The sequence below is a fragment of the Sulfurimonas sp. genome (assembly GCF_023229025.1).
GTDB lineage: Bacteria > Campylobacterota > Campylobacteria > Campylobacterales > Sulfurimonadaceae > Sulfurimonas.
Genome location: NZ_JALOAA010000001.1, coordinates 66805 through 90103, shown reverse-complemented (window position 1 = coordinate 90103; position 23299 = coordinate 66805). Strand labels below are relative to the sequence as shown.

The 23299-nt window shown below is 36.4% G+C and carries 29 protein-coding genes; 21 read left to right on the top strand and 8 right to left on the bottom strand.

Annotated elements, in window-relative coordinates; all coding sequences use genetic code 11:
• Positions 1-25 precede the first annotated feature (25 nt).
• Positions 26-376: a cytochrome c gene (locus tag M0Q20_RS00470; RefSeq protein ID WP_295057518.1), complete on the top strand. Its 351-nt coding sequence runs from the start codon at positions 26-28 to the stop codon at positions 374-376.
• Entirely contained in the window at positions 366-1319 is a 954-nt protein-coding gene (locus tag M0Q20_RS00465) for an aldolase/citrate lyase family protein (protein ID WP_295057515.1), read from the top strand. Before M0Q20_RS00470 ends, M0Q20_RS00465 begins: the two co-directional genes overlap by 11 nt.
• Here M0Q20_RS00465 and M0Q20_RS00460 read toward each other — a convergent pair.
• Positions 1309-2226, bottom strand: a complete 918-nt coding sequence (locus M0Q20_RS00460; RefSeq protein ID WP_295057512.1) for a hypothetical protein — start codon at positions 2224-2226, stop codon at positions 1309-1311. The two genes, M0Q20_RS00465 and M0Q20_RS00460, sit on opposite strands and share 11 nt — an antisense overlap.
• Before the next feature lie 94 nt (positions 2227-2320).
• On the opposite strand from M0Q20_RS00460, the gene hemL reads away from it, so the two are divergent.
• Genes hemL through M0Q20_RS00445 form a run of 3 tightly spaced genes read left to right on the top strand, consistent with a single transcriptional unit; the run spans position 2321 to position 4419 of the window.
• On the top strand, positions 2321-3616 hold the full coding sequence (hemL, locus tag M0Q20_RS00455; protein ID WP_295057510.1) for a glutamate-1-semialdehyde 2,1-aminomutase: 1296 nt from the start codon (positions 2321-2323) through the stop codon (positions 3614-3616).
• Positions 3609-3935, top strand: a complete 327-nt coding sequence (locus M0Q20_RS00450) for an AtpZ/AtpI family protein (RefSeq protein WP_295057508.1) — start codon at positions 3609-3611, stop codon at positions 3933-3935. Before hemL ends, M0Q20_RS00450 begins: the two co-directional genes overlap by 8 nt.
• Positions 3913-4419 carry a hypothetical protein gene (locus M0Q20_RS00445; protein ID WP_295057691.1) on the top strand — a complete coding sequence of 169 codons (507 nt, stop codon included), beginning with the start codon at positions 3913-3915 and terminating at the stop codon, positions 4417-4419. The genes M0Q20_RS00450 and M0Q20_RS00445 overlap by 23 nt, the downstream gene beginning before the upstream one ends.
• Here M0Q20_RS00445 and M0Q20_RS00440 read toward each other — a convergent pair.
• Positions 4414-5100, bottom strand: a complete 687-nt coding sequence (locus M0Q20_RS00440) for a hypothetical protein (RefSeq protein WP_295057505.1) — start codon at positions 5098-5100, stop codon at positions 4414-4416. The genes M0Q20_RS00445 and M0Q20_RS00440 overlap by 6 nt on opposite strands.
• Before the next feature lie 5 nt (positions 5101-5105).
• Complete coding sequence (gene rpoD / locus M0Q20_RS00435) at positions 5106-6983, bottom strand: RNA polymerase sigma factor RpoD (RefSeq protein ID WP_295057503.1); 1878 nt, start codon at positions 6981-6983, stop codon at positions 5106-5108.
• A gap of 130 nt (positions 6984-7113) precedes the next feature.
• Between rpoD and M0Q20_RS00430 the strand changes: the two genes are divergently transcribed.
• The 12 genes from M0Q20_RS00430 to M0Q20_RS00375 all read left to right on the top strand — a co-directional run bounded on the left by M0Q20_RS00430 (position 7114) and on the right by M0Q20_RS00375 (position 16403).
• Positions 7114-7935, top strand: a complete 822-nt coding sequence (locus M0Q20_RS00430; protein WP_295057500.1) for a flagellar hook-basal body protein — start codon at positions 7114-7116, stop codon at positions 7933-7935.
• Between the two features lie 12 nt (positions 7936-7947).
• Positions 7948-8736, top strand: coding sequence for a flagellar basal-body rod protein FlgG (gene flgG / locus M0Q20_RS00425; protein ID WP_295057497.1), 789 nt, complete (start codon positions 7948-7950; stop codon positions 8734-8736).
• A 146-nt stretch (positions 8737-8882) separates the two neighbouring features.
• Positions 8883-10412 carry a bifunctional GNAT family N-acetyltransferase/carbon-nitrogen hydrolase family protein gene (locus M0Q20_RS00420; RefSeq protein ID WP_295057494.1) on the top strand — a complete coding sequence of 510 codons (1530 nt, stop codon included), beginning with the start codon at positions 8883-8885 and terminating at the stop codon, positions 10410-10412.
• A 91-nt stretch (positions 10413-10503) separates the two neighbouring features.
• The gene (locus tag M0Q20_RS00415) at positions 10504-11007 is read left to right on the top strand and encodes a 3-isopropylmalate dehydratase small subunit (protein ID WP_295057491.1); all 504 of its coding nucleotides are present in this window, start codon (positions 10504-10506) and stop codon (positions 11005-11007) included.
• On the top strand, positions 11007-12074 hold the full coding sequence (gene leuB, locus M0Q20_RS00410; RefSeq protein WP_295057488.1) for a 3-isopropylmalate dehydrogenase: 1068 nt from the start codon (positions 11007-11009) through the stop codon (positions 12072-12074). Before M0Q20_RS00415 ends, leuB begins: the two co-directional genes overlap by 1 nt.
• Positions 12071-12319, top strand: a complete 249-nt coding sequence (locus M0Q20_RS00405) for a tetratricopeptide repeat protein (RefSeq protein WP_295057485.1) — start codon at positions 12071-12073, stop codon at positions 12317-12319. Before leuB ends, M0Q20_RS00405 begins: the two co-directional genes overlap by 4 nt.
• Positions 12295-12681, top strand: a complete 387-nt coding sequence (locus tag M0Q20_RS00400) for a hypothetical protein (protein ID WP_295057482.1) — start codon at positions 12295-12297, stop codon at positions 12679-12681. The genes M0Q20_RS00405 and M0Q20_RS00400 overlap by 25 nt, the downstream gene beginning before the upstream one ends.
• Positions 12678-13520, top strand: a complete 843-nt coding sequence (purU, locus tag M0Q20_RS00395) for a formyltetrahydrofolate deformylase (protein ID WP_295057480.1) — start codon at positions 12678-12680, stop codon at positions 13518-13520. The genes M0Q20_RS00400 and purU overlap by 4 nt, the downstream gene beginning before the upstream one ends.
• Before the next feature lie 2 nt (positions 13521-13522).
• Positions 13523-13993, top strand: a complete 471-nt coding sequence (locus M0Q20_RS00390) for a tRNA (cytidine(34)-2'-O)-methyltransferase (RefSeq protein WP_295057477.1) — start codon at positions 13523-13525, stop codon at positions 13991-13993.
• A complete protein-coding gene (locus tag M0Q20_RS00385; RefSeq protein WP_295057474.1) occupies positions 13990-14130 on the top strand; it encodes a hypothetical protein in 141 nt (46 codons plus the stop codon). The genes M0Q20_RS00390 and M0Q20_RS00385 overlap by 4 nt, the downstream gene beginning before the upstream one ends.
• A 217-nt stretch (positions 14131-14347) precedes the next feature.
• A complete protein-coding gene (locus tag M0Q20_RS00380) occupies positions 14348-15007 on the top strand; it encodes a LexA family transcriptional regulator (protein ID WP_295057472.1) in 660 nt (219 codons plus the stop codon).
• 13 nt (positions 15008-15020) lie between these two features.
• Positions 15021-16403, top strand: a complete 1383-nt coding sequence (locus tag M0Q20_RS00375; protein WP_295057469.1) for an NlpC/P60 family N-terminal domain-containing protein — start codon at positions 15021-15023, stop codon at positions 16401-16403.
• 8 nt (positions 16404-16411) lie between these two features.
• Here M0Q20_RS00375 and M0Q20_RS00370 read toward each other — a convergent pair whose 3' ends face one another.
• Both M0Q20_RS00370 and M0Q20_RS00365 read right to left on the bottom strand, forming a co-directional pair.
• On the bottom strand, positions 16412-16717 hold the full coding sequence (locus M0Q20_RS00370; RefSeq protein WP_295057466.1) for a hypothetical protein: 306 nt from the start codon (positions 16715-16717) through the stop codon (positions 16412-16414).
• Positions 16718-16784: 67 nt separating this feature from the next.
• Complete coding sequence (locus tag M0Q20_RS00365) at positions 16785-17981, bottom strand: tetrahydrodipicolinate N-succinyltransferase N-terminal domain-containing protein (protein ID WP_295057463.1); 1197 nt, start codon at positions 17979-17981, stop codon at positions 16785-16787.
• Between the two features lie 77 nt (positions 17982-18058).
• On the opposite strand from M0Q20_RS00365, the gene M0Q20_RS00360 reads away from it, so the two are divergent.
• Positions 18059-18562, top strand: a complete 504-nt coding sequence (locus M0Q20_RS00360) for an ankyrin repeat domain-containing protein (protein ID WP_295057460.1) — start codon at positions 18059-18061, stop codon at positions 18560-18562.
• A 24-nt stretch (positions 18563-18586) separates the two neighbouring features.
• On the opposite strand, the gene M0Q20_RS00355 is transcribed toward M0Q20_RS00360, so the two are convergent.
• A complete protein-coding gene (locus M0Q20_RS00355) occupies positions 18587-19219 on the bottom strand; it encodes a DUF6166 domain-containing protein (protein WP_295057457.1) in 633 nt (210 codons plus the stop codon).
• 187 nt (positions 19220-19406) lie between these two features.
• Entirely contained in the window at positions 19407-20138 is a 732-nt protein-coding gene (locus M0Q20_RS00350; RefSeq protein WP_295057454.1) for a molybdopterin-binding protein, read from the bottom strand.
• A 58-nt stretch (positions 20139-20196) separates the two neighbouring features.
• Here M0Q20_RS00350 and M0Q20_RS00345 point away from each other — a divergent pair, with 58 nt between their 5' ends.
• The 3 genes from M0Q20_RS00345 (at position 20197) to M0Q20_RS00335 (ending at position 22710) form a co-directional block, all read left to right on the top strand.
• Positions 20197-20487 (top strand): hypothetical protein, encoded by a 291-nt coding sequence (locus M0Q20_RS00345; protein ID WP_295057451.1) that lies wholly within the window; start codon positions 20197-20199, stop codon positions 20485-20487.
• Positions 20488-20562: 75 nt separating this feature from the next.
• Positions 20563-21210, top strand: a complete 648-nt coding sequence (gene adk / locus M0Q20_RS00340; RefSeq protein ID WP_295057448.1) for an adenylate kinase — start codon at positions 20563-20565, stop codon at positions 21208-21210.
• A 54-nt stretch (positions 21211-21264) separates the two neighbouring features.
• Entirely contained in the window at positions 21265-22710 is a 1446-nt protein-coding gene (locus M0Q20_RS00335; protein ID WP_295057446.1) for a potassium/proton antiporter, read from the top strand.
• Here M0Q20_RS00335 and M0Q20_RS00330 read toward each other — a convergent pair.
• Entirely contained in the window at positions 22703-23275 is a 573-nt protein-coding gene (locus tag M0Q20_RS00330; protein ID WP_295057444.1) for an adenylate kinase, read from the bottom strand. The genes M0Q20_RS00335 and M0Q20_RS00330 overlap by 8 nt on opposite strands.
• Between the last annotated feature and the right edge of the window lie 24 nt (positions 23276-23299).

Genomic DNA, 23299 nt, shown 5'->3' with positions numbered 1-23299 from the left:
CCTTTATATGTTAAAGGATGGCTTTATGAGGAGTATATTATTGGTTTTATTGCCGTTTTATCTACTGGCACAAAGTAGTTTTATAACTCCTATGGAGTACGCCTCTTCCCTCTATAAAAACCCAAGAGGCATTGGTTGTCACAGGTGTCATGGAGAGTTTGGAGAGGGGAAGATAGTTGCTAAGTATGAGCACAAAAACGAGAAGAAAAGTTTTATAGGCCCGGTAATAAACAGCATGAACTTTAATGATTTTTTCAACTCGCTTAATGTTAGAAAAAATGGCATGCCTAGGTACTTTCTAACACAACAAGAGATTAAGGCATTATACTTTTATCTCCAAGAGAAAAAAACAGAGAGCTCTTTAAATGTTAAGTAATTTTGAGCAGATAAAAGAGGCTTATGAGAGTAGAGACTTAGCTGCACTAGACAAGCTGGCTATTCCAACACACAGAACGATAAATAGAAGAGGAGATTTTAAGTCTGCGCTTATGCTCTCCTGTAATAATCTTGCGCATTTAATGAAGATAGATTCTCTTGAGGCTGACTGCATAGTTTTGAACCTTGAAGATGGTGTGAGCAAAGAAGAGAAGCCTTTTGGACTTGTGTTATGTGCTATTTTTTTATCTCATCATAAAAGATGTGACAAGAAGCTTATTGTAAGGGTTAATGCTCTTGATGATGGCGGTTTTGAAGAGATAACATACCTAAACCAATTTATGCCCGATGCTATAAGAGTACCAAAAATTAGAGAAGCAAAAGAGGTCGAGACCGTTTACGAATTACTAGATGAAAAAATAGAACTTCATCTCTCAATAGAGACCAATGAAGCATGGAAAAATCTCTCATCATTAAGAGTCAATAAAAAAGTAACGACATTTTATCTTGGGGTTTTAGATCTTTTTGCGGATATGAAACTTCCACAAAGCCTCATAAAAAGAGATAACCCAACTCTACTCTATATACTGTCTCATTTCTTAGTTACCTGTAGAGTAGTCGGTGTTAGACCTGTCTCATTTGTTTATCAGGAGTTTAAGAAGCTAGACGAGTTTAAAGAGTGGCTCTATTTAGAAAAAAAAATGGGATATGATGCAAAAGGGTGTGTGTCACCGACACAAGCAAAAATTGTAAATGAAGTTTTTGCAGATGATAAAAAAGAGATATTAAGAGCAAAAAACATCATAAAACTGTTTGAACTCAAAAGAGAAGAGGGTATTACAGGCTTTGAAGATGAGGAGTTTGGATTTATAGATGAGCCTATCTATAAGGGTGCATTAGCTCTACTAAATTCAAACGATAATGAGCATCCCTTTAGTATCTAGCTAAATTATAAAATACATTATACCGGACCAATATTTTCTCATCAGGTCTCGGGTATCTGCTGTATGCAAACTCAATTGTCTCTTTAGTGGTATCATCTAGAATATAGTATCCACTTTTTTGAAGGAATTTAAAGTCACTTATATCTCCGTTTGGATGAAGATAAAACTCAACAACATTGGTTCTATTGACATTCATATCTCTAGTTAGGTTTACCCCAGCTACTCTATTTAAAACCTCTTGAGTTATTCTTCTCATAATCTCTTGATTATCAATAAGATACTTCTGTTGCCCGGGTGTGAGTTTGCCAAACTCATCACCGTAGAGCTCTTTTAGAGATGAGCTACCTATACTACTGCCTAAGCTCTGTTTAGCCTCTTTCTCTTTAGCTTCTTCTGCTGATTTATCTTCATAAAGCCAGCTATAAGCCTCTTTTTCCTCTTTATCTTCTTTAGGTGGCGGCGGAGCTGTTGGAATATACTTTTTAGCAGGCGGTGGAGTAGGTATATATGGTTTTCTTGGAGGAATCGGCTCTACTTTTGGCTGTTGTACTGCTTGCTCTTTTTGCACCTCTTTTGGTATTTCTACAGAGGGCTTGTGCTCTTTTTGAATTTTTTTTGGCTCATACTTTATCGGTGGTTTCTTATTTAGCGGAGTCACTATCTCTTTTAGTTGACTTCCCTTTGGCATTGGAGGTGCAATGTCTTGAGGCTTTTTAATAATCTCTTTTTTATCGCCTGCATCTTTAGAGATTTTTGGCATCTCCTTGAGTGAAACTTTTATTTTCTTCTCCTCTGGTTTTGGCTGCTGTTTTATCTGAGGAGCCATAGTGCCAAGAAGCCAGAAGAGTAGTAGCAACACAAAGTGAATTAAAAGTGCAACAAACAGAGCAAAATATGAGCGATTCAAGACATTTTATCCAGTTATGAAAATTTGAGTGATTATAACAAATATAGATTAATACAACTCTGCTATAATGATAAAAAATTATTAAGGGTGTTTTATGAGTATAGATGGTTCACTAAGGGCTTTTGAGCAGGCACAAGATTTAATTCCAGGCGGTGTCAACTCGCCGGTAAGAGCATTTAGCAGTGTTGGGGGGACACCTCTTTTTATAGCAGAGGGAGAGGGTGCATACCTTAAAGATATTGATGGAAATAGATATGTGGATTTTGTTCAAAGCTGGGGGCCGCTTATATTTGGGCATAGAGATGAAGCCATAGAAAGCGCTGTTATCAAAGCTGTAAAGCGCGGGCTAAGTTTTGGTGCTCCAACGCAAGCGGAGAGTGATTTGGCAGAGCTTGTAATCTCGATGTTTGACTCTATAGATAAGATTAGATTTGTAAGCAGCGGAACAGAAGCAGTTATGAGCGCTATTCGTCTTGCTCGTGGATATACAGGACGTGATGATATTGTAAAATTCACAGGATGTTATCATGGGCATAGTGACTCTCTTTTAGTGCAAGCCGGAAGCGGTGCGGCAACATTTGGAAACCCAAGTTCACCCGGTGTACCGGCTGATTTTACAAAACATACACTTTTAGCAGAGTACAACAACATTGATAGTGTAAAGAAGTGTTTTGCAGACTCAAGCGATATTGCATGTATTATTATTGAGCCTATTGCCGGAAATATGGGTCTTGTTCCTGCAGATAAAGAGTTTTTACATGAATTAAGAGAGCTGTGTGATAAAAACGGAACTCTTCTTATCTTTGATGAAGTTATGAGCGGCTTTCGTGCTACTATAAACGGTGCAGAGTCTATTACGGGAGTAAAGCCCGATATTGTAACATTGGGTAAAGTCATAGGCGGAGGCATGCCGGTCGGCGCTTTTGGCGGACGAGCTGATGTTATGGCAAAACTCTCTCCAGAAGGACCGGTTTACCAAGCAGGAACACTAAGCGGTAACCCCGTTGCAATGGCAGCAGGTCTTGCTGCAATCTCTAAGCTGAAGAATAATCCCGGAGTTATATCTGTTTTAAACCAAAGAGCAAAAAGATTGGTAGAGGGAATGAAAAAAGAGGCACAAGCTTTTAATATTCCTATGCAGATAGACACAAGAGGCAGCATGTTTGGTTTCTTTTTTAATGAAAAACCTGTAAAGAACTTTGCCGATGCTTGTGACTCTGATGCAGAGTTATTTGCTAGATTCCACTCCAAAATGCTCAAAGAGGGCTTCTATTTTGCTTGTTCACTTTATGAAACAGGCTTTATCTCAACAGCTACTACAGATGAGATGATAGAAGATGCAATCAAAGCAAGCGCAAAAGTATTTAAAGAGATAACAGATAATGCATAATAGTGATAAGGAGGAGCAAAAAGCTCCTAAAATAAAACCCATAATCGAAGCGGCAGATAGTCTCTCTTTGGGAATTTCTATAGTTGTAGCAATTCTTATGGGTGTCGGTATTGGTATTTTACTTAAAAATTTAACAGGTGCCGGCTGGACTCTCTGGATAGGCGTTTTTATCGGTATAGCAGCAGCAGTACTTAATGTCTATAAAGCCTATTCAAAACAGTATAAAGAGTATGAAGAGCTTGCAAAAGAGCCTCGTTATGCCGTAAAGAAAAAACTCAAAGATGATGAAGATGAGGATGAGAGTGAAAAAAACTATTAAATTAGTAGTTATAATCCAATCTCTTGTTCTGCTTACAAATATCATCTCTTTTGAATTTTTTATAAATCTTCAAATAGCATTTTTAAGTAGTTTTTTTATAATAGCGGGCTCTGCTTATGCCTATAAAAAAATGATAAAAGAGCAGGTTGAGCTTGAAAACAGAGATGAAAAAAGAGACATACTAGATGAAATCGAAGATCCATATGAGCTTTATGAAGATATCGAGATAGATAATAGACCTATTGATGAGCTAGATATCAAGGCAATTGTCAAAGAAGAGAAGAAAAAGATAAAAATATTAAATATAAAAGATATAAAAAAGGGCTCCAGAGCCGGAGTCTCCCTATTTAGAGTGGTTCCGTATCTGTTTTTAGTTTTAGGTTTTATAGCTCTTAAAAACAATGAACTACTAGATATCTCTATCTATCTTCCCTCATTGTTGGTTGGAATTGTAGCCGGATACTTTTTTGCAAAAGAGCTATGAGGTAATCATAGGTATATTAATAGTTATCTTTTTTTCAATATCTATATAAAAACTACTATTTATTGATATACTCTTTAGCTCATCAACTCTCTTGTTATTTATATCACTACCGCTAATTTCAATAGAGAATATACTATATTTTTTATTATCAAATTTTATATGTTCACCGACTCTGTAAAATATTTTAGTCAATATTCTCTGGCTATCTTCATAGCAGTGATATATCTTATTTAATATCTTTATGAAGTTATTTGAATCAAGCATAACTTCCGGAATAGTTGGATCAAAATCTTTTTCAAAAACTATTTTTGAGTTTATAGAGTAAGTCGATATGCACAAATCAACCAATGTATAGATATTAGCTAATTCGCCGAGAAGTGAGCTTTGAGCGTTTAATTTAAAAGATGGAGCTTGATATAGTTTTATACCTATAATATCATCATTTTCATATCCGACTGTAAGCGCAAAAAATTTATAGCGGCCAAAACCTAACTCAACAAAAGTAGTCTTAAATCCAAATGAGACATTTGCATAAGTAGTAGCAAGATTAAAAAGCTCTTCTGTAGTGATAGAGCCAAGCAAGAATTGAGCTTGTTCGTTTAGCGATATAACTTTTCCATTTGAATTAAAGAGCACAAACGGGTTGTAGTCATACTCAACCCATTGCTGCTCAAATGTCATTTTATCTACTCTTCTATGTAGTTTTTAAGTTTTCTTCCAACTTTAGGGTGCTTCAGCTTTTTAATAGCACTTGATTCGATTTGACGAACTCTCTCGCGTGTTACACTAAGCTCTTTACCTATCTCCTCTAGTGTTCTATCGCTCTCATCATCCATAATTCCAAAACGAAGTTTGATAACTGCTTTTTCTCTTTCGTTAAGTTGCTCTAAAACATTCTCTATCTGAACCCTCAGGTCATCTTTGAGTATTGAATCAGATGGGGAGAGTGATGATTTATCCTCTATAAAATCTCCAAAACGTCCATCATCTTCACTACCGATAGGAGCTTCAAGACTTATAGGTTCTTTTGTGATTTTAATAACATTTTTAACCTTCTCAATAGAGAGACCCACTTCTTGTGCGATTATCTCTACATCAGGCTCTCTTCCATGCTCTTGAAGATGTTTACGCATAATTTTATTTATACGGTTTATAGTCTCTATCATATGGATTGGAATACGAATCGTTCTTGCCTGATCAGCGATTGCGCGGGATATTGCTTGACGAATCCACCATGTAGCATATGTTGAGAATTTATACCCTTTTTGGTACTCAAACTTATCAACAGCCTTCATAAGCCCTATATTTCCCTCTTGAATCAAATCAAGAAAAGGGAGTCCCCGATTTGTATATCTCTTTGCGATAGAGACGACAAGTCTTAGATTTGATTTTGCCATCTTTGTTTTTGAGATTTCAGAGATATTTTTACCGCGCTTTATCTGTTCTAGAATATCTGAGAGTTTTTCAGGCTCCATATCAAAGCTATTTTTTGAAGCCTCTTTAGTTTGAACTAGTTTTTTAATCTCCATATATGTGCTAACCATTGTAGCTTCAGGAACCATACCTGCGATATCTTCTTTATTTAAATCACAAATTTTTCCAACTAAAATTTTATGGTTTGCTTTTAGAGTTGAGTTAAAGAGGGGAAGTTTGTACTCCAATCTTTTTAACTCTTTCTCATACCCTTCATCACTCTTAAGCGCAGTCTCCATAGCCTTTACTAGCTCGTTTATAAGCTTAGAAGTAGGACCTAAATCTAGTAACTTCTCTTTTAAGATACTCTTTTTAAATGTAACTGATAAAAAGTAGTGTACTATCTCCGGCGTTAGCTCCCCATCTAAATCTTGGGGTGCTTTTTCAGTTAATTTTACCCACTCTTTTTTAGCTTTCTCTAAAGCCTTAAAGCTTGTTGTGACTTTTTCGACTCTAGTTTTATCTTTTACTGTAAGCGATTTATCTACAGGCTCCTCAATATCCTCGCTTTCACTATCTTTGTCGTCACCGCTATCAGACTCATCAGCATCATCGTCTTTTTCATCTTCAAAGCTTTTAAATAGCTCTTTTACTCTTCTCTCACGATTGATTAACGGCTCTTTATAGTCTAGGATAAAATCTATTAGATATGCAACGGAGCATATTGCATCTATAATGATTCTCTCTCCGCTCTCTATTTTTTTACTTATCTCTATCTCTTCTTCTTTTGTAAGAAGCGGTATTTGACCCATCTCACGAAGGTACATTCTAACCGGAGAGTCAGAGCGGGACCACTCTAATAGCTCATGCTCTTTTAGTATATCAAAGTTGTCCGTTTCATTATTTTCTATCATCTTTCTTTGAGCACTTCTTCTTGCTTCCGCCTCTTTATCGTTTAGAAGCTTTGCGTGCTCGGATGCCGTATAGATACAAGCTTTGTGCTTTTGTGTAAGTTTATATATATTTGCGGCTTGTGAGGCAGTAGGTTGTTTATCAAAAAGTTCTATTAGTGATTCGTAAGTTAAGCACTCTTTTGGTTTTTGATTTAGGAAGAATGATTCAATAGCTCTGTTTAGTTCTTTAGCTGTCATATAAAATACACCTTGTTATCTATTAAGTTTTTTCAAAGGTGGATTATACCCAAACACTCTTAATGTATCCTTCTTTTTAAATTGGAACAGACATTGCTTTTAACTTGAAAATATTTCTCAAAGGTACTTTATGCAAAGCGGATACTATAGTTCAGCAGCCGGTATGGTTACTCAGTTTAATCGTCTTGATACTATTGCAAACAATCTTGCTAATGTTAATACTGTCGGTTTTAAAGAGGATAATTTAGTAGTCGGTGATTTTATGCGTCTCTACAAAGAAGCAAGAGACGAACTGCCTAATGCAAATCAAACAAAAGAGGCGGCACAGTTTCTAAATAGAGCGATGAACAAGGCTCCGCAGGTTGTTGATTCATACACTGATCACTCCCTTGGGGATATGCAAAAAAGTGACAATCCTCTAGATATGGCTCTCTCAAGAGAAGGACTTTTCTTTTTGGTCAAGACACCCGAGGGAGTAAGATTTACCAGAGACGGCACCTTCATGAGAGATGATCAGGGCAGGCTTATAACAAAAAGCGGTTACGAGGTGTTGCCGAGTGACTATTTTGAAACAAAGCAGCCAATAACCCTCAATCAAGAGGATAGCATAATTGAGATAGATAAGAACGGACAGATATATACAAATATTCCAAATAGTGCAAACTTTGCACCAAACTCTAAACTATTTGTCGCACAGCCTGATAATATCGCGTTTCTTAAAAAAGAGGGAAGCAATCTCTATAGATATGACGGCGAACAGGAGTTTGAGAGTATGGAGGAGAGCGGTGCCGTTATGCAAGGCTTTGTAGAGAAAAGCAATGTAAATGCCGTTAAGATGATGACACAGATGATAGAGACAAACCGCTTAGTTGGAATGTACCAAAAAGCGATGGATACACAGATGAACGATATGAACCGTGATGCAATTGAAAAAATTGCTAGAAAATCTTAAGGAGTTTAGAAGATGATGCAATCACTTTATACTGCCTCAACAGGAATGTTGGGTATGCAGACACAGATAGATACGACGGCAAACAATATTGCCAACGTAAATACAATAGGCTTTAAAAAGTCTCGTGCAGAGTTCGCAGACCTTATGTACAAAGTCATGGAGTATGCGGGAACATCCACAAGTGATGTTACAAAAAGTCCTACCGGTATTGAGATTGGACTTGGCGTTAGACCTACTGCGATAAACAAGATATTCTCAGAGGGCAGCCTAAAGCAGACCGATAATGAATTAGACTTGGCGGTAACGGGAAAAGGTTTTTTTAAACTAGAGCTTCCTGATGGAACTGAAGTTTACTCAAGAAACGGCGCTTTTAAGATAGATGAAGATGGAACAATCGTAAATAGTGACGGCTACAGAATGGTCCCTGAGGTTGTTATTCCACCTGATGCGACAAATATTAGCGTAGGTACTGACGGTACGGTAAGTGTTGTTCAGCCTGGACAGACTCAGGCAACTCAAATAGGTCAAATTACATTGACTAATTTTATAAATCCTGCAGGACTTCACTCTATGGGAGACAACTTATATATTGAGACAGATAGCTCCGGTCAACCGGTTGAAGGAACTCCTGGATTAGATGGACTTGGTATTCTTAGACAGGGCTTTGTTGAGCTTAGCAATGTTGAGCTTGTTGTTGAATTAACAGACCTCATAACAGGTCAGCGTGCATATGATTCCAACTCAAAAGTAATCACTACAAGTGATGAAATGCTTCAAACTACAAATAATCTAAAAAGATAATCAAGCTCCTTAAAATAGCTTGATACTAATTGATATCAAGTTATTTATCATGCTTTATTTACTAATCAACAAAACATCAAACTACTTTTAGTACAATGTGCATTATAATTGTGTATAAAACCAAGAGTATTTAAGTAGGAATATTAATGAATTTAAAAAATATAGAGAAGGTCGAGTTAAATTATTTAGAGATAGATGATCACATGGCTGTAGCAAAACTTATGAAAGATGAGTATAGACACCTCAAAGACTCTACATGGAGTAAAGAAGAGCTTAGTGTTTTGATAAACAAGTTTCCAAAAGGGCAGGTTAGTATTAAGATTGACGGTGAGTTTGTCGGTTTTGCGCTTAGCATGATTGTTGATTATGATAAGTTTGAAGATTCACACACATATAGAGAGATTACAGGTGACTATACCTTTAAAACATTAAATCCTCTTGGCAATGTTTTATACGGAGTTGATGTTTTTGTAAGTAAACAATATCGTGGTTTAAGGCTTGGTAGAAGATTATACGACTATAGAAAAGAGCTTTGTGAAGAGCTTAATTTAAAGGCTATAATTTTTGGCGGCAGACTTCCAAACTACGAAAAATATGCAAAAAAAATGTCCCCTAGAGAGTATATTCAAAAAGTCAAAGAGAAAGAGATTGATGATCATGTACTAAATTTTCAGCTCTCAAACGACTTTTATGTCAGACGTGTTGTTAAAAACTATTTAGAGGGTGATAAGGAGAGTTGTGAATATGCAGCGATTTTGGCTTGGAACAATATATATTACACAAAGCCAAAGAAAAATCCAATTACTCAAAAAACGGTTATCAGGCTTGGACTTATTCAGTGGCAAGTTAGACCTTATAATAATATTGAAGAGGTGCTCCAGCAAGCGGAATACTTTATAAATGCAGTATCAAACTACAGAAGTGATTTTGCAGTTTTTCCCGAATTTTTTAATGCCCCGCTTATGTCAAAATATAATCATCTAAATGAAGCTGAGGCCATAAGAGAGTTAGCGGGCTATACTCATACATTTAGAGATGAATTTTCAAAATTAGCTATTTCATATAACATCAATATTATTACGGGAAGTATGCCTGAGCTAGTTGATGGTCATCTCTATAATGTTGGATTTTTATGCAGAAGAGACGGAACTCATGAGAAGTACTCTAAAATACATGTAACTCCAGATGAGACAAAAATTTGGGGTCTAAAAGGCTCAAATGAAATAAAAACATTTAATACCGACTGCGGGAAAATCGGAGTTCTAATATGTTATGACACAGAGTTTCCCGAACTTGGAAGAATACTTGCAAAAGAGGGGATGGAGATACTATTTGTTCCATTTTTAACAGACACGCAAAACGGCTACTCTAGAGTGAGAATCTGTTCACAAGCAAGAGCGGTAGAGAATGAGTGCTATGTAGCAATTGCCGGATGTGTCGGAAATCTGCCAAAGGTAAGTAATATGGACATACAGTATGCACAATCAGCAGTTTTTACTCCATGTGACTTTGCATTTCCTTCAAACGGAATAAAGGCAGAATCAACACCAAATACGGAGATGATACTTGTTGCAGATGTTGATTTGGATCTCTTAAAAGAGCTCCACTCTTTTGGGGGAGTCACAAACCTAAAAGATAGAAGAGAAGATTTGTATGAAGTAAGGCTTAAAAAGTGATATTTAGGGCATAAAGGCTCTTTATAAAACTAAAATATCATTTTGGGTATAATCGCAAAATTAATTTATAATAAGATGATTAGGATTTTATATGCAAAAAGCAAATATTAACGGTAAAGCTTGGAGATTTGGGAAAGATATCGATACAGATTTAATTATAGCGGCTCGTTATTTAAACACGTCTGTACCGGAGGAGTTGGCAAAGCATGTCATGGAAGATGCCGACCCTGAGTTTGTAAATAAAATGAGCAGAGGCGACGTTATCGTTGCAGATGAGAATTTTGGTTGCGGTAGCTCTCGTGAACATGCTCCGATAGCTCTTAAAGCTGCCGGTGTTGCCGCAGTTATTGCTCCTACTTTCGCAAGAATATTTTATCGCAATGCATTTAATATGGGACTTCCTATATTTGAGCTCAAAGAGAGCGCAGAGATAGCAGAGGGCGATGAGATAAGCGTAGATATGAACAGAGGAACAATTACAAATAAAACATCAGGCAAGACTTATAACTTTACTCCTATTCCTGCTTTTATGCAAGAGCTTATAGATGCCGGTGGACTTATGAATTTTGCAAAAAATGAGATAGAAGGCAAGTAATGAAAAGATATAAAATTGCACTTATAAAAGGTGACGGAATCGGTCCTGAAATTATTGATGAGGCTGTTAAGGTATTAGATGCGGTAGCTTCATGTTGCGATATAGATTTCTCGTACGAAGAGGCTCTTATGGGTGGATGCGCTTATGATATTACAGGTGACCCGCTTCCGCAGGAGACGATTAAAATCTCATTAAATAGCGATGCAGTGCTTTTTGGTGCAATAGGTGGAGAAAAATGGGACAATCTTCCTCGTGAAAAAAGACCCGAGAGCGGACTTTTAAGATTCCGTAAAGAGTTGGGAGTCTATGCAAATCTTCGTCCTGCCGTTGTATATGATGAGCTTGTCAACGCTTCATCACTAAAGCCGGAAGTCGTAGAGGGCGTTGACTTGATGGTTGTACGTGAACTAATAGGCGGAATATATTTTGGCGAGCCTAAAGGGCGTGACGAAAATAGAGGCTGGAATACCATGGTCTACACCCGTGAGGAGATTGTCCGCATTGCTCATGAGGCATTTAAAATTGCAATGACAAGAAGCAAGAGAGTCTGCTCGATAGATAAAGCAAATGTTCTTGATGTCTCCCAGCTTTGGAGAGAGGTTGTTACGGAAGTAGCAAAAGAGTATCCGGAGGTTGAACTCTCGCACATGTATGTCGATAACGCCGCGATGCAGCTTATTCGTGACCCTAGACAGTTTGATGTAATGCTTACGGGAAATATATTTGGTGACATCTTGAGTGATGAAGCAAGTATGCTCTCAGGTTCTATCGGGCTTCTTCCATCAGCATCAGTAGGAGCTAAAATAGGTGTTTATGAGCCTATTCACGGCTCTGCACCGGATATTGCAGGTCAAGGCATAGCAAACCCAATTGCTACGATTGCATCTGCTTCTATGATGCTTCGTTATGCATTAGGTCTAAGCGAAGCGGCTGATAAGATAGATGGCGCTATAAAAAGAGCATTAAAAGAGGGATATAGGACAAAAGATTTAGCACAGTATGATGCTAAAGAGGTTTGTTCAACAAGTGAAATGGGCTCAATTATTGCTAATTATGCGGCAAAATGAAGACATTAACTCTAGCAAATATTTATGAACTTCAAGGGCTAAAAGAAGAGGCTCTTGAAATATATAAAGATGTTTTAAAAAAGGATCCTTCAAATAGCGATGCAAAGATTGCTATTAGAAGACTCTCGGGTATGAGAAAAAAATTCTTAAATGTGGATACTCAAATGAGGGACTATTTTATAAAGATGCAAGATGATGTTGAGTTTAATGAATTTGAAAGGTGGTTATTGAAGTTATGGAGCTAAAAGATGTAATTCTCTCAACTTTAGCAGAGATGGAAAATAGAAAACCTGAAAAAAATATTATAGAGAGCATAAAGCCGACTAATACTTCAAAAGAGGAAAAACAAAAAGAGCCAAAAGCAGACCCTCTTGATGAGTCAAAGGTTGATAATGAGGATGATTTCAAGAGAGAGCACTCCATAAATAGTGAACTGCTTTTTTTAAACTCTATAAGAGAGAGACTGCTTGTGCTTTTTGAGGGCTTTCAGGCACCAAACAATACAAATATAGAGGCAAAAATAGATTTGACGCTAAATTTTTTAGAGTATGTGCTTGTTACTATCGACTCAAGAGTCGAAGAGTTGCAAAGAGGTGAGTGCAGATGAGTCAATACAGAGTTCTCATAGATGCAGATGATAAAAAAGGTTTGGTTCATAAAGTCTCTACAGTTTTTTATAAAAGTGATATGAATATTCTTTCAAATAGCGAGTTTGTTGATAAAGAGAAAAATAAATTTTTTATGAGAAGTGTCGTTGAAGGTGATATTACTTTAGATAGACTGCACCAGCTTATAAGTGATGTTATGCCCAAGAGCGCAAACATCGAGGTTATTGCTCCACAAAACAAAAATATAATTATAATGGCAACAAAAGAGATGCATGCTCTTGGCGATATTTTAATCAGAAATGAGGCTGGAGAGCTTGAAGCAAATATCTTGTGTGTAATATCAAACTATAATAATCTAGAGTCGCTTGTTAGCAAATTTAATATACCATTTGTCTGTATATCTCATGTAGGACTAAGTAGGGATGAGCATGAGAATAGGATTGTTGAGTATTTATCTAAGTTTGAAGAGGTAGATTATATAGTTTTAGCAAAATATATGAGAATATTGACGCCTAAATTCGTTGAAGCGCATGAAAACAGAATTATCAATATACACCACTCATTTCTACCTGCTTTTATAGGCGCAAACCCTTATAAGCAGGCTTATGAAAGAGGTGTTAAAATTATAGGCGCAACCTCACATTTTGTAAATAATAATCTAGATGAAGGTCCTATTATATCTCAAGATGTTATACATGTAGATCACGCTTACGGGTGGCAAGATATGCAGCGCTTAGGTAAAGATGTGGAAAAAGTCGTCCTCTCTAGAGCACTAAAGCTGGCACTTGAAGATAGAATCTTTGTCAATGCCAACAAAACCGTAATTTTTCAAGGATAAGATTGTTCAATCTTGTTTTGGTAAATCCTCAAATCCCAAACAATACAGGAGCTATAGGTCGCCTATGTGTAAATGCCGGGGCATCTCTTCATATCATAAAGCCCATAGCGTTTGATATTGATGAAAAAGCCGTAAGACGTGCAGGGCTTGATTATTGGCATAAGCTAGATTTTCATGTATGGGAGAGTTTGGATGATTTTTTTAAAAATAATAAAATAACAGATAATGCCCATTTTGCTACTACAAAAACTGATAAACTGTACTTTGAGGCAGAGTTCAAGGATGGCGATTATATCTTTTTTGGAAGTGAAACGGCAGGAATTCCTGAAAAAATATTAAATGCATATAAAGAGCAAAATGTAACTATACCTATGACTAAAGACGGCAGAAGCCTAAACTTAGCAATAAGCACGGGAATAGTGCTTTATGAGGCCATACGACAAAACTACACAGCACTTAAAGGGAGCCTATGAGCCAGTTTGTTAATATAGTCATGATGATTCTTTTTGTACTTTTTATGGTTTTTATCTTTGGCGGTTACCATAAAAATAAATCTGCGCAAAGAGAAGCAGATGAAAAAAAGCAAAAAAACAAAGAGGATACCCTTTAGAGAAACTTTTGTGCCCATCTCTCTATAGTATCTTCAAACTTTTCTAACATGCTTTGTACATTTTTTACCATAATTGACATCTTAAATCCTTTTATTTTTATAAATAGTACACATAATTTCATATAAATATAAAAAGTATTGCATTTTGCCATATTTATTTTGACTAAATTGCAAAAATTCAATATAATAGCTTACTATTTACTATAAAGGAGATGGGATGAAAAGTTTTCTTGAGATTGTAGAAGAGATTAAAAGTATAGTCTCTACGGAGTTTAATAACAAAAGGGTATATGATAAGGATGTTGCAGATATTCTTGGCATATCTCAGATGAATTTTGCGACAATGAAAAAAAGAAATAAAATTCCTTTTGGTGAACTTTTAGATTTTTGTGCAACAAAGTCCATATCTATAAACTGGATGCTCTACGGTCAATCCCCGGAGAGTCTTGTTGAAGCAACAAATAGATTTTTTATGGTCAAGTACTTTGGAGATGTCAATGCCTCAGCCGGTGGTGGAGCAGATGTAGATGAGCAAGAGGTTCAGGGTATAGAGATTCCTCATGAGTTTGTTATGATGCTAGGGGGAGAGAGGGAGTTAAAGCATATAGAAGCCATAAATGTAACAGGAGACTCTATGGAGCCGACTTTTAGTTATAACGATATAGTTTTTATTAACAGGAGCAAGACTGATTTGCAAAGAGGCGGAATATTTACTATAAGAACAGAAGCGGGGCTATTTATAAAGAGAGTACAAAAGAGAATTGACGGAAAAATAGATATAATATCCGATAATCAAGTCTACTCAACCCAGACGCTTAATCCCTCAGAGATAGAGGTAGTAGGAAGAGTAGTAAGTAGATTTGGCAGTGTTGACTAAAAAAGGTTTAATAGTGAAGTATTTATTTTTAGTATTGTTGATTTTTTTATTAGCGGGATGTACGTCAAAGATAGTTGAGTCAGATGTTTTAGCTGAAGTTGAAGCAACATCAATAAATCTCCCAAGCAAGAGTGTTGAAAAACTACAGACTAGAGATATCGAGATATATGATTTGCTCAATATTCCTCAGGATGTGAGCTATTTTGCCAAGAACATTGTTGAAGATTCAAATATACAAGATGCTCAACAAAAGTATGAGCGAAACTATTTTAGCGTATGGAATATTGATGAACCAAAAGAGGATTTAAAATCTGCAATGTGGCCGTTTGTATCATTTACATTTAACAAAAGCTATGGAGAGAATCTTCAACTTCTAGAGCAAAGTTTTTTTGATGAGATGAGAGAAAATGCAAATTTTGAGGCGTATGGCACTATCAATAAAAAGGCGGTGACGCTAAAATATAGCAACATGAGAGCTTTCCCGACGATAAGACCTCTACTAAAAGACCCAACGGCAGCAGGGGAAGGCTTCCCTTTTGATTATCTTCAAAATAGTTCAATACATGCAAATGAGCCTCTTTTTATATCACACTATACAAAAGATAAAGAGTGGGCATTTGTATTTAGTAGTTATGCATCTGGATGGCTAAAATCAGATGAGTTTGTTATTTTAAAAGATGAGCACACTCAAGATTGGCAAAAAGCTAAGCAGGTTGCTATTACTCTAGAGAATGAGCCTATTTATGATATTGACGGTAACTTTTTATTTAAATCAAAAATAGGAATGTTGTTTGCGCTTATCTCTGAAGATGAAGATACATATACTATCCTAGCTGTATCTTCATATAAAAATAGAAAACCTCTCTTTTTAAAATCAAAAATATCTAAAAGTATAGCAACAAAAGAGATACTTAAGTTTGACAGAGAAAACCTTGTCTCTATAATCAATGAGGTCTCAAAGACAAATTATGGATGGGGTGGAATGTATGAACAAAGAGACTGCTCTTCAATGCTAAGAGATATGTTTACACCCTTTGGTATATGGCTACCTAGAAACTCCTATCAGCAGAGTAAAATAGGAAGTGTTATCTCTTTGGAAAATTTATCCGATGAGCAAAAAATAAGAGCCATAAAAGAGAGAGCCATCCCTTTTAAGACACTTCTTTACAAAAAAGGGCATATAGTTCTTTATGTGGGTACTTACAGTGATGAAATTGTTGTATTTCACAACACATGGGGTATTAAAACAAAAAAAGATGAGGCTGAGGGTAGGGTTGTTATAGGAGGACCTATTTTTAGCTCACTAAAGCTTGGTAGGTATCAAGAGAACTATGATGAGGAAGCAGAGATTTTGAAAAATCTCATAAGTATGAATATTTTAACTAAAGAGCCTTAATGTTTTAGTTAGGCTTTAGTGTCTAAGAGCGAGCCTAACATCTCATCTTGTGCTCTTATTGCAGTGACATTTACTGCCGTTGCACCTTGAGTTATAATCTGATCGCTCATCTCTTTAGATAGGTCTGTTTGGCTCATTTTTGAGCCGTTGTCATCTACTTTACGGCTATTTGCCGTTACGGAGTTTTCACTACCTACAACTCTAGTGTCTGTCGGCACATACCTATCACTATTTACATTAGCGACGTTATTTGCGGTTGTATTCATCCATGTTTGATGAGCTTGTATTGAAGATATATTGCTAGATACATTCATAAAAACTCCTTTATAATTAATTTTAACTTTAGAGAGCTGAGATAGTAATTACTTTTGCAAACTAATATTAGTGCAAATCACTGTTTAACTTTATCTCTCTTTTACTTCTTTGCACAACATATTGTCCTGTTAAGGAGTATTGTCTAAAGTGTAATCCATTGAGTCCCGCAAGTTCCGAAGCTTTCATGATAGGAGATAGTTTTGCGCCTGGATTTACTTTTTGAATCTCTCTTATTTCTGCGTCATTAATGCTAACTTTTATACCTGCTAAAATTGCCAAGCCACCGTCAATAATACACCCATCACCAAGAGAGATACCACAAGTAGAGTTTGCGCCTAAGAGGGTGTTTTTACCTATTGTTACAGGATTGCCGTCTGTTCCGCTAAGAACACCGAGGATTGAAGCTCCTCCTCCAATATCGCTTCCCTCTTCAACTATAGCAGAGCTTGAAATTCTACCCTCTACCATTACCGGACCTGTTGTTCCTGCATTGAAGTTAATATATGATGCGCCAGCCATTACAGTCGTACCTGCTGCTAGTTGAGCACCAAATCTCACTTTTGATGTATCCAAAATCCTTGTATTATCAGCAGGAATGATATGTTGCAGGAATCTTGGAAATTTATCTACAAAATCGATATGCGGGTACTCGTTTGAGAGCTTTAGCTCTATCTCAAATTCACGAAGATATTCAAGCTCAATTGGTTGTCCGTTTGACCAAGCAACATTTGGTAGTACGCCAAATGCACCGTTAAGATTTATGCTTCTTAGCTCAACTTTTGCCTCAGATAGTGCATAAAGCTTTAGATAAGTTGCCTCAACACTCTTTAGCTCTTCATCTGCAAAGATAAACGTGACTTTAAATTCACCCTCTAAAGAACCGCTATTCATGATTTGGTTGTATAGGGCAGAGACAACCTGAATATTTTTATGTGCATCACCGTATGCTTCATCTGCGTAAGGCGTAAACGCATTTAAACACTCTTTTAAAAACGAAGTATTGATGTTGCAGACAACTTCACTCTTGCCGAAGTCTATCTCAATGCCTTGTTCTTGAAGTGCTCTAATAAAAATAGCAGCACTTCCAAAGTTCTCATTCCAATTTATAACAGGGTAGGTGGCTTGGAGTGTTTTTGTAAGATTCATCTGTCCTAAATCTACTCTACATATACCAAACGCTAAAGGGTCTTTATACCCCTTTGTTGTTGATTTGATATTTTGAATAAGTGCTTTAAAGGCATCTGTTGTCTGAATGATTTGCATTTAATTCTCGCTTACATAATTTTTATAAAGTCATTATACTTAAACATTATTAATAGCAATTTATATATACTTCTCTTATGAATAAATGGATTGAACTTTTAAAAAACAGTGACCTATTAGGTGTAAAGAAGTATATAAAAGAGGGTGCTGATGTTAATGAAGCAAGCGAAAGCGGAGAGTCCGTTTTAGCTTCATCACTAAGACATGGCAGTGATTTTGATTTGATAATGCTCTTAATTGATAACGGAGCAGATATTTTTGACTTTGATGAAGAGGGTGTTAGCATTTTTGATATGGCAATTACCTACAATAACATTGAGATGGTTAAGTATTTGATCTCAAAAGGGATTGATGTAAATAGCACTACAAGAAGAAGTAGGTTTACCCCATTGATGGCTGCTGCTTGTTATGGACGCCTAGAGATTGCGAAGCTACTTTTAGCACATGGTGCAGATAGAGATGCTGTTGATGCTAAGGGAATAAGTGTTATTGATTTTGCAAGAAAGACAAACAAAAAAAGTATACTGCTTCTGCTTGGTTATGACGAGTCGGCACCTAAAAACACTAACTATGCCAGATAGATGCTATAAACTTTTCTTTACTTCTTATGATACGTCAAGTAGTTTAACGAAATCTTTGTAGCTCTTTATAATCTGCTCATTTTTTTGACTCTGAATATAAAACTCTATAGCTTTTTTACCTAGTCTTGGAATCTCATTTTTAACCGCCCAGCTACTTACCGTTCCCTCTGGAATTTCTAAAATAGCGGCGAGATCTTTTTGTGTTATCTGCAACTCTTTGCATATATCTTTGACTACATTATTTTTCTGTTTTGACTTTTTGGATGTTTTCTGCGCTTTTAATATTAAAGAGTTGGCAGGTTCTTCTCTCTTATCTTCTTGTTTTTTGATAGTTTTATCTTCAACTGTATGCTCTTTTATCCAGCTTAGGACATCTGATGCTGAGATAAGCCAGTCTCTGCCGCTAAACTTTGAGATAACTTCTGTTGTAAAAAGGGTTACGTTCTCTTTTGCAAACTCTTCGTTGCTTAATTGATAAAGCATAGAGAATGCAAGTTGTTGCGCCGCGCCTCCTGAGTGCCCCCAATCAAAGCCACTGCTTGACATAGAAAACATATCATATCTAAGTGGAAGTTCCACTTCAGCGTAGGTTACATATCTAACTCCAAGGAGAGTCTTATGCCCTTTAAATACATGATTGTTACGCATAATAGCCATTACTACCTCTTATATTTTAAAAGTGTAATGATGCTCTCTTTTATGATTTGTCTCTTTTTTATTGAGAAACAAGAAACGATAAGCAACATATAGAGACAGACTAAGCAATAAAAGTACCAATAACCAAATTACCATGATGCAATTCCTTGATTTTTACTTACTCTAAGGCAAATCGACCGGATTGAGATTATATTAAATTATATGATATTTCTGATTTGTCTAAAAAATCAGTAAATAGTTTAAAGTAGTTTTCTACGCTTTTTTTGTCTGCCGCACAGAGTGATATTTCAACAGATGCACCATTGTTGTTTAATATGGGAAGAGATGAGAGTTCAATCTCAGGGGGAATCTCTTTCATAAGCTCTATAAGCGTATTCTCACTTGTTTTTGCTAGTAGAGTGGCTCTATATTTTTGTTTTGACTCACTAAAGAGACGCTCTATAACTACAATTATCATAGGGTGTGCCATTTGTGGGAATCCGGGAGTAAAAAAGTATCTATCTTGCAGAGAAAAACCGGACATATTATTTACCGGATTAGGCAGAAGCTTGACATCTTGCGGCAGATCTGCCATATATATCCTATGTGGATACGCCTCCTCGCCAAATCTCTGAATAATATCTTGTTCAAACTTTTTGTGCCTTAGTAGTGGCTTTGAGGTAAAGACTTCTGCCGCAATCTCTCTAGTTAAGTCATCCGGAGTAGCACCTATACCGCCAAAGGAGAACATTACTCCATCGGCATCATCTTTTACCATTTTATATATCTTTCTAATTAGCTCTTTATCATCTTTTATGATAAAAGAGGCAAAAAGTTCATGTCCATATTTTTGAAGTTCATTTTTTAAAAATTCAAAATGTTTGTCAACTCTACGACCGTTTAATATTTCACTGCCGATAATGCAAGCATAAAAGTTCATTTTTATCTACCGTTATATCTTTTTTATGTATTATACTAAAAAGAGTTAAGGAAATCACATGTCATATTCACAACAACTAGAAGAGTTAATAACAAAAAGCGTTATTCCGGATATAGATGAGAGATTAGATGAGATTTTTGAGGAGATTGCCGATAGCAAAGAGGCTGCTCAAGACTCAAAAGAGGAGATAGAAGAGTTAAGAGAGTTTAAAGCTGATTTGCAAGATGTGCTAGAGGATATTAAAAACGGGGATATCGAAGAAGATGAGTGCAAAGAGCTTATTGATGATATCTTGGAGGCTCAAAACGACTCTTTAGATGAGGATTTTGGATTTACGGAGCAAGAGTAGTCTATGTAATTTGAATATAGCCAATTTTAAATTCGTTTCTATATAATATCATCAATAAAACAGATAGGATAAAATATGAGAATAATTTTACTAGGAGCTCCAGGTGCAGGAAAAGGAACTCAAGCAGGTTTTTTAACAAAAAGATATAATATTCCTCAAATCTCAACCGGAGATATGCTTCGTGCTGCGATAAAAGCAGGCACAGAGCTCGGTAAAGTAGCTAAAGCTGCAATGGATGCAGGACAGCTTGTTACAGACGATATTATAATAGGGCTTGTAAAAGAGAGAATTAAAGAGAATGACTGCAAAGGTGGTTTTTTACTAGACGGATTCCCTCGTACTATCGCACAGGCGGACGCTCTTGCAAATGCAGGCATAGAGATTGATGCCGTTATAGAGATAGATGTTCCAGATAGCGAGATTGTAAAGCGCATGTCGGGTCGCCGTGCACACTTAGCAAGCGGCAGGACTTACCACATCGTATATAATCCGCCAAAAGTAGATGGCAAAGATGATATAACAGGCGAAGATCTTGTTCAAAGGGATGATGACAAAGAGGAGGTTGTTCTTGATAGGTTAAAAGTATATCATGAGCAGACAAAGCCTCTTATAGGCTACTATAAAGAGCAGGCGCAAAAAGTGGAGTCTCTGACATACATAACTGTTGATGGAACTGCTGATATATCTAAAGTAGAAGCAGCTATAGTTTCTAAACTAGGTTAATAAATATTAGCTTGCAAGAAACAATCAATTATTGAAAATAGTATAGGGAGAATTATGCAAACAATTGAAATTTATCTACTTATAGCTGCTTTTTTATTGTTGCTAAGTGTTGTTGCAAGTAAACTCTCTAACAGTTTTGGAGTGCCCTCTCTTTTTATATTTTTAGGATTAGGTATGCTTGCAGGTTCTGACGGTCTGCTAGGTATTGCTTTTGATAATGTTAAATTGGCGCAAAACATAGGGACTCTTGCTCTTATTTTTATCTTGTTTGGTGGCGGACTCGATACTACATGGAAGGCTATAAAACCTGTCTTAAGACAAGGTATCGTACTTGCCACCCTTGGTGTATTTTTGACCGCATTTGTAGTTGCCATAGGAGTTTACGCTCTTCTTGATTTTAGTTTTTTAGAAGCTCTGCTTATTGGAGCTATCATTTCATCAACCGATGCAGCTGCTGTTTTTACGATTTTGCGGGCAAAAGGCATAGCTTTAAAAAAGCGTCTCGCACCTCTTTTGGAGCTTGAATCAGGAAGTAACGACCCTATGGCTATTTTTCTTACAGTAGCTATTTTACAGATTATACTCTTCCCACAAGACTCTTCTGTTCTCATGTGGATTTATAAATTCTTTTTACAATTTTTTATCGGTGCTGTTTTAGGCTATGCCTTTGGTTTCGTTCTACCAAGGATTTTAAACCGCATACATTTGAGTTTTTATGGACTCTATCCCGTCTTTACGATTGGTTGGATTTTACTTCTTTTTGCTCTTAGTTCAATGTTAGGCGGCAATGGATTTTTGGCTGTTTATTTAGCAGGAATTGTTGCAAATACTAAAGAGTTTGCACACAAAAAAAACTTGGTCGGATTTCATGACGCTCTCTCTTGGATTATGCAAATTACAGTCTTTTTGGCTTTAGGTTTATTAGTATTTCCTTCACAGCTTCCCGACATAGCACTACCGGCTCTGGCTATTGCTTTGTGGCTTATGTTTGTTGCTCGCCCAATTGGTGTATTTTTAAGTATGGTGTTTAGTAAGTTTAGTATAAGAGAGAAGTTCTTTATCTCTTGGGTTGGGCTTAGAGGAGCGGTACCCATAGTTTTGGCTACATATCCTTACTTGGTAAATTTCGAGCACTCTGCTTTGATCTTTAATACCGTCTTTTTTCTAGTTTTATTCTCCATCTTGATTCAAGGGATGTCTTTGCCCTATGTAGCTAGATGGCTAAAAGTAGAGTCAAAGAAACCAAAAACACAAGAGGTTTTACTCTCCCCGCTACTAACTAGTTCACTTAAGCAGTTTTATATTGAAGAGGATTCTCAAATTATAGGAAAAAGCATAGTGGAGCTTGATATACCAAAAGATTTTTTAATTTTACTCATTCATAGAAATAATAAATATTTCAAACCAACAGGCTCAACAATTTTAAATGCGCATGACGTGCTTCTTATTCGGTACAAAGATGAAAAAAAGTATCAAAAAATCATCAAAAAACTTAGATAATCTTAGAGTTTATGAAAGTTCTCATCTCGGCAACTATCTCTTCAATAGTATCTTCACCGCTTATTACGTGTAAAAGATTTTTGGCCTTGTAAAAAGTTTGTATGTCAGATAATGGCTCGGTGTATACTTTCATGCGGTTGTCAAATACTTCTGTGTTATCATCGGCACCGCGGGCACGGCCAAGAACTCTATCTCGTGCCGTCTCTTCGCTAACACGAACCTCTATAACGCTTGCAAGCTCCAAAGAGGCATCTTTGCTCATGTATTCATCCAGAGCATTTAACTGCTCCATGCTTCTAGGATAACCGTCAATTATGATTATGTCAGTCGGAGCATTTTTTATGGCATTTACGATAGTCTCTATTGCTATTTTTATAGGAACAATAAGACCTTTGGATATATAGCTCTCTATCTCAATTCCAAGTTTGCTGCCGCTTGCAACTTCTGCTCTTAACATATCGCCGGTAGAGTAGTGTGTTATTTTGTCAGTTTGCTTAGCTATTAACTCTGCATCTGTAGTCTTACCGGAGCCGGGTGCTCCGATAATTAGGAATAGTTTTTTCAAAAGATAAATCCTTGAAGTTTTGGT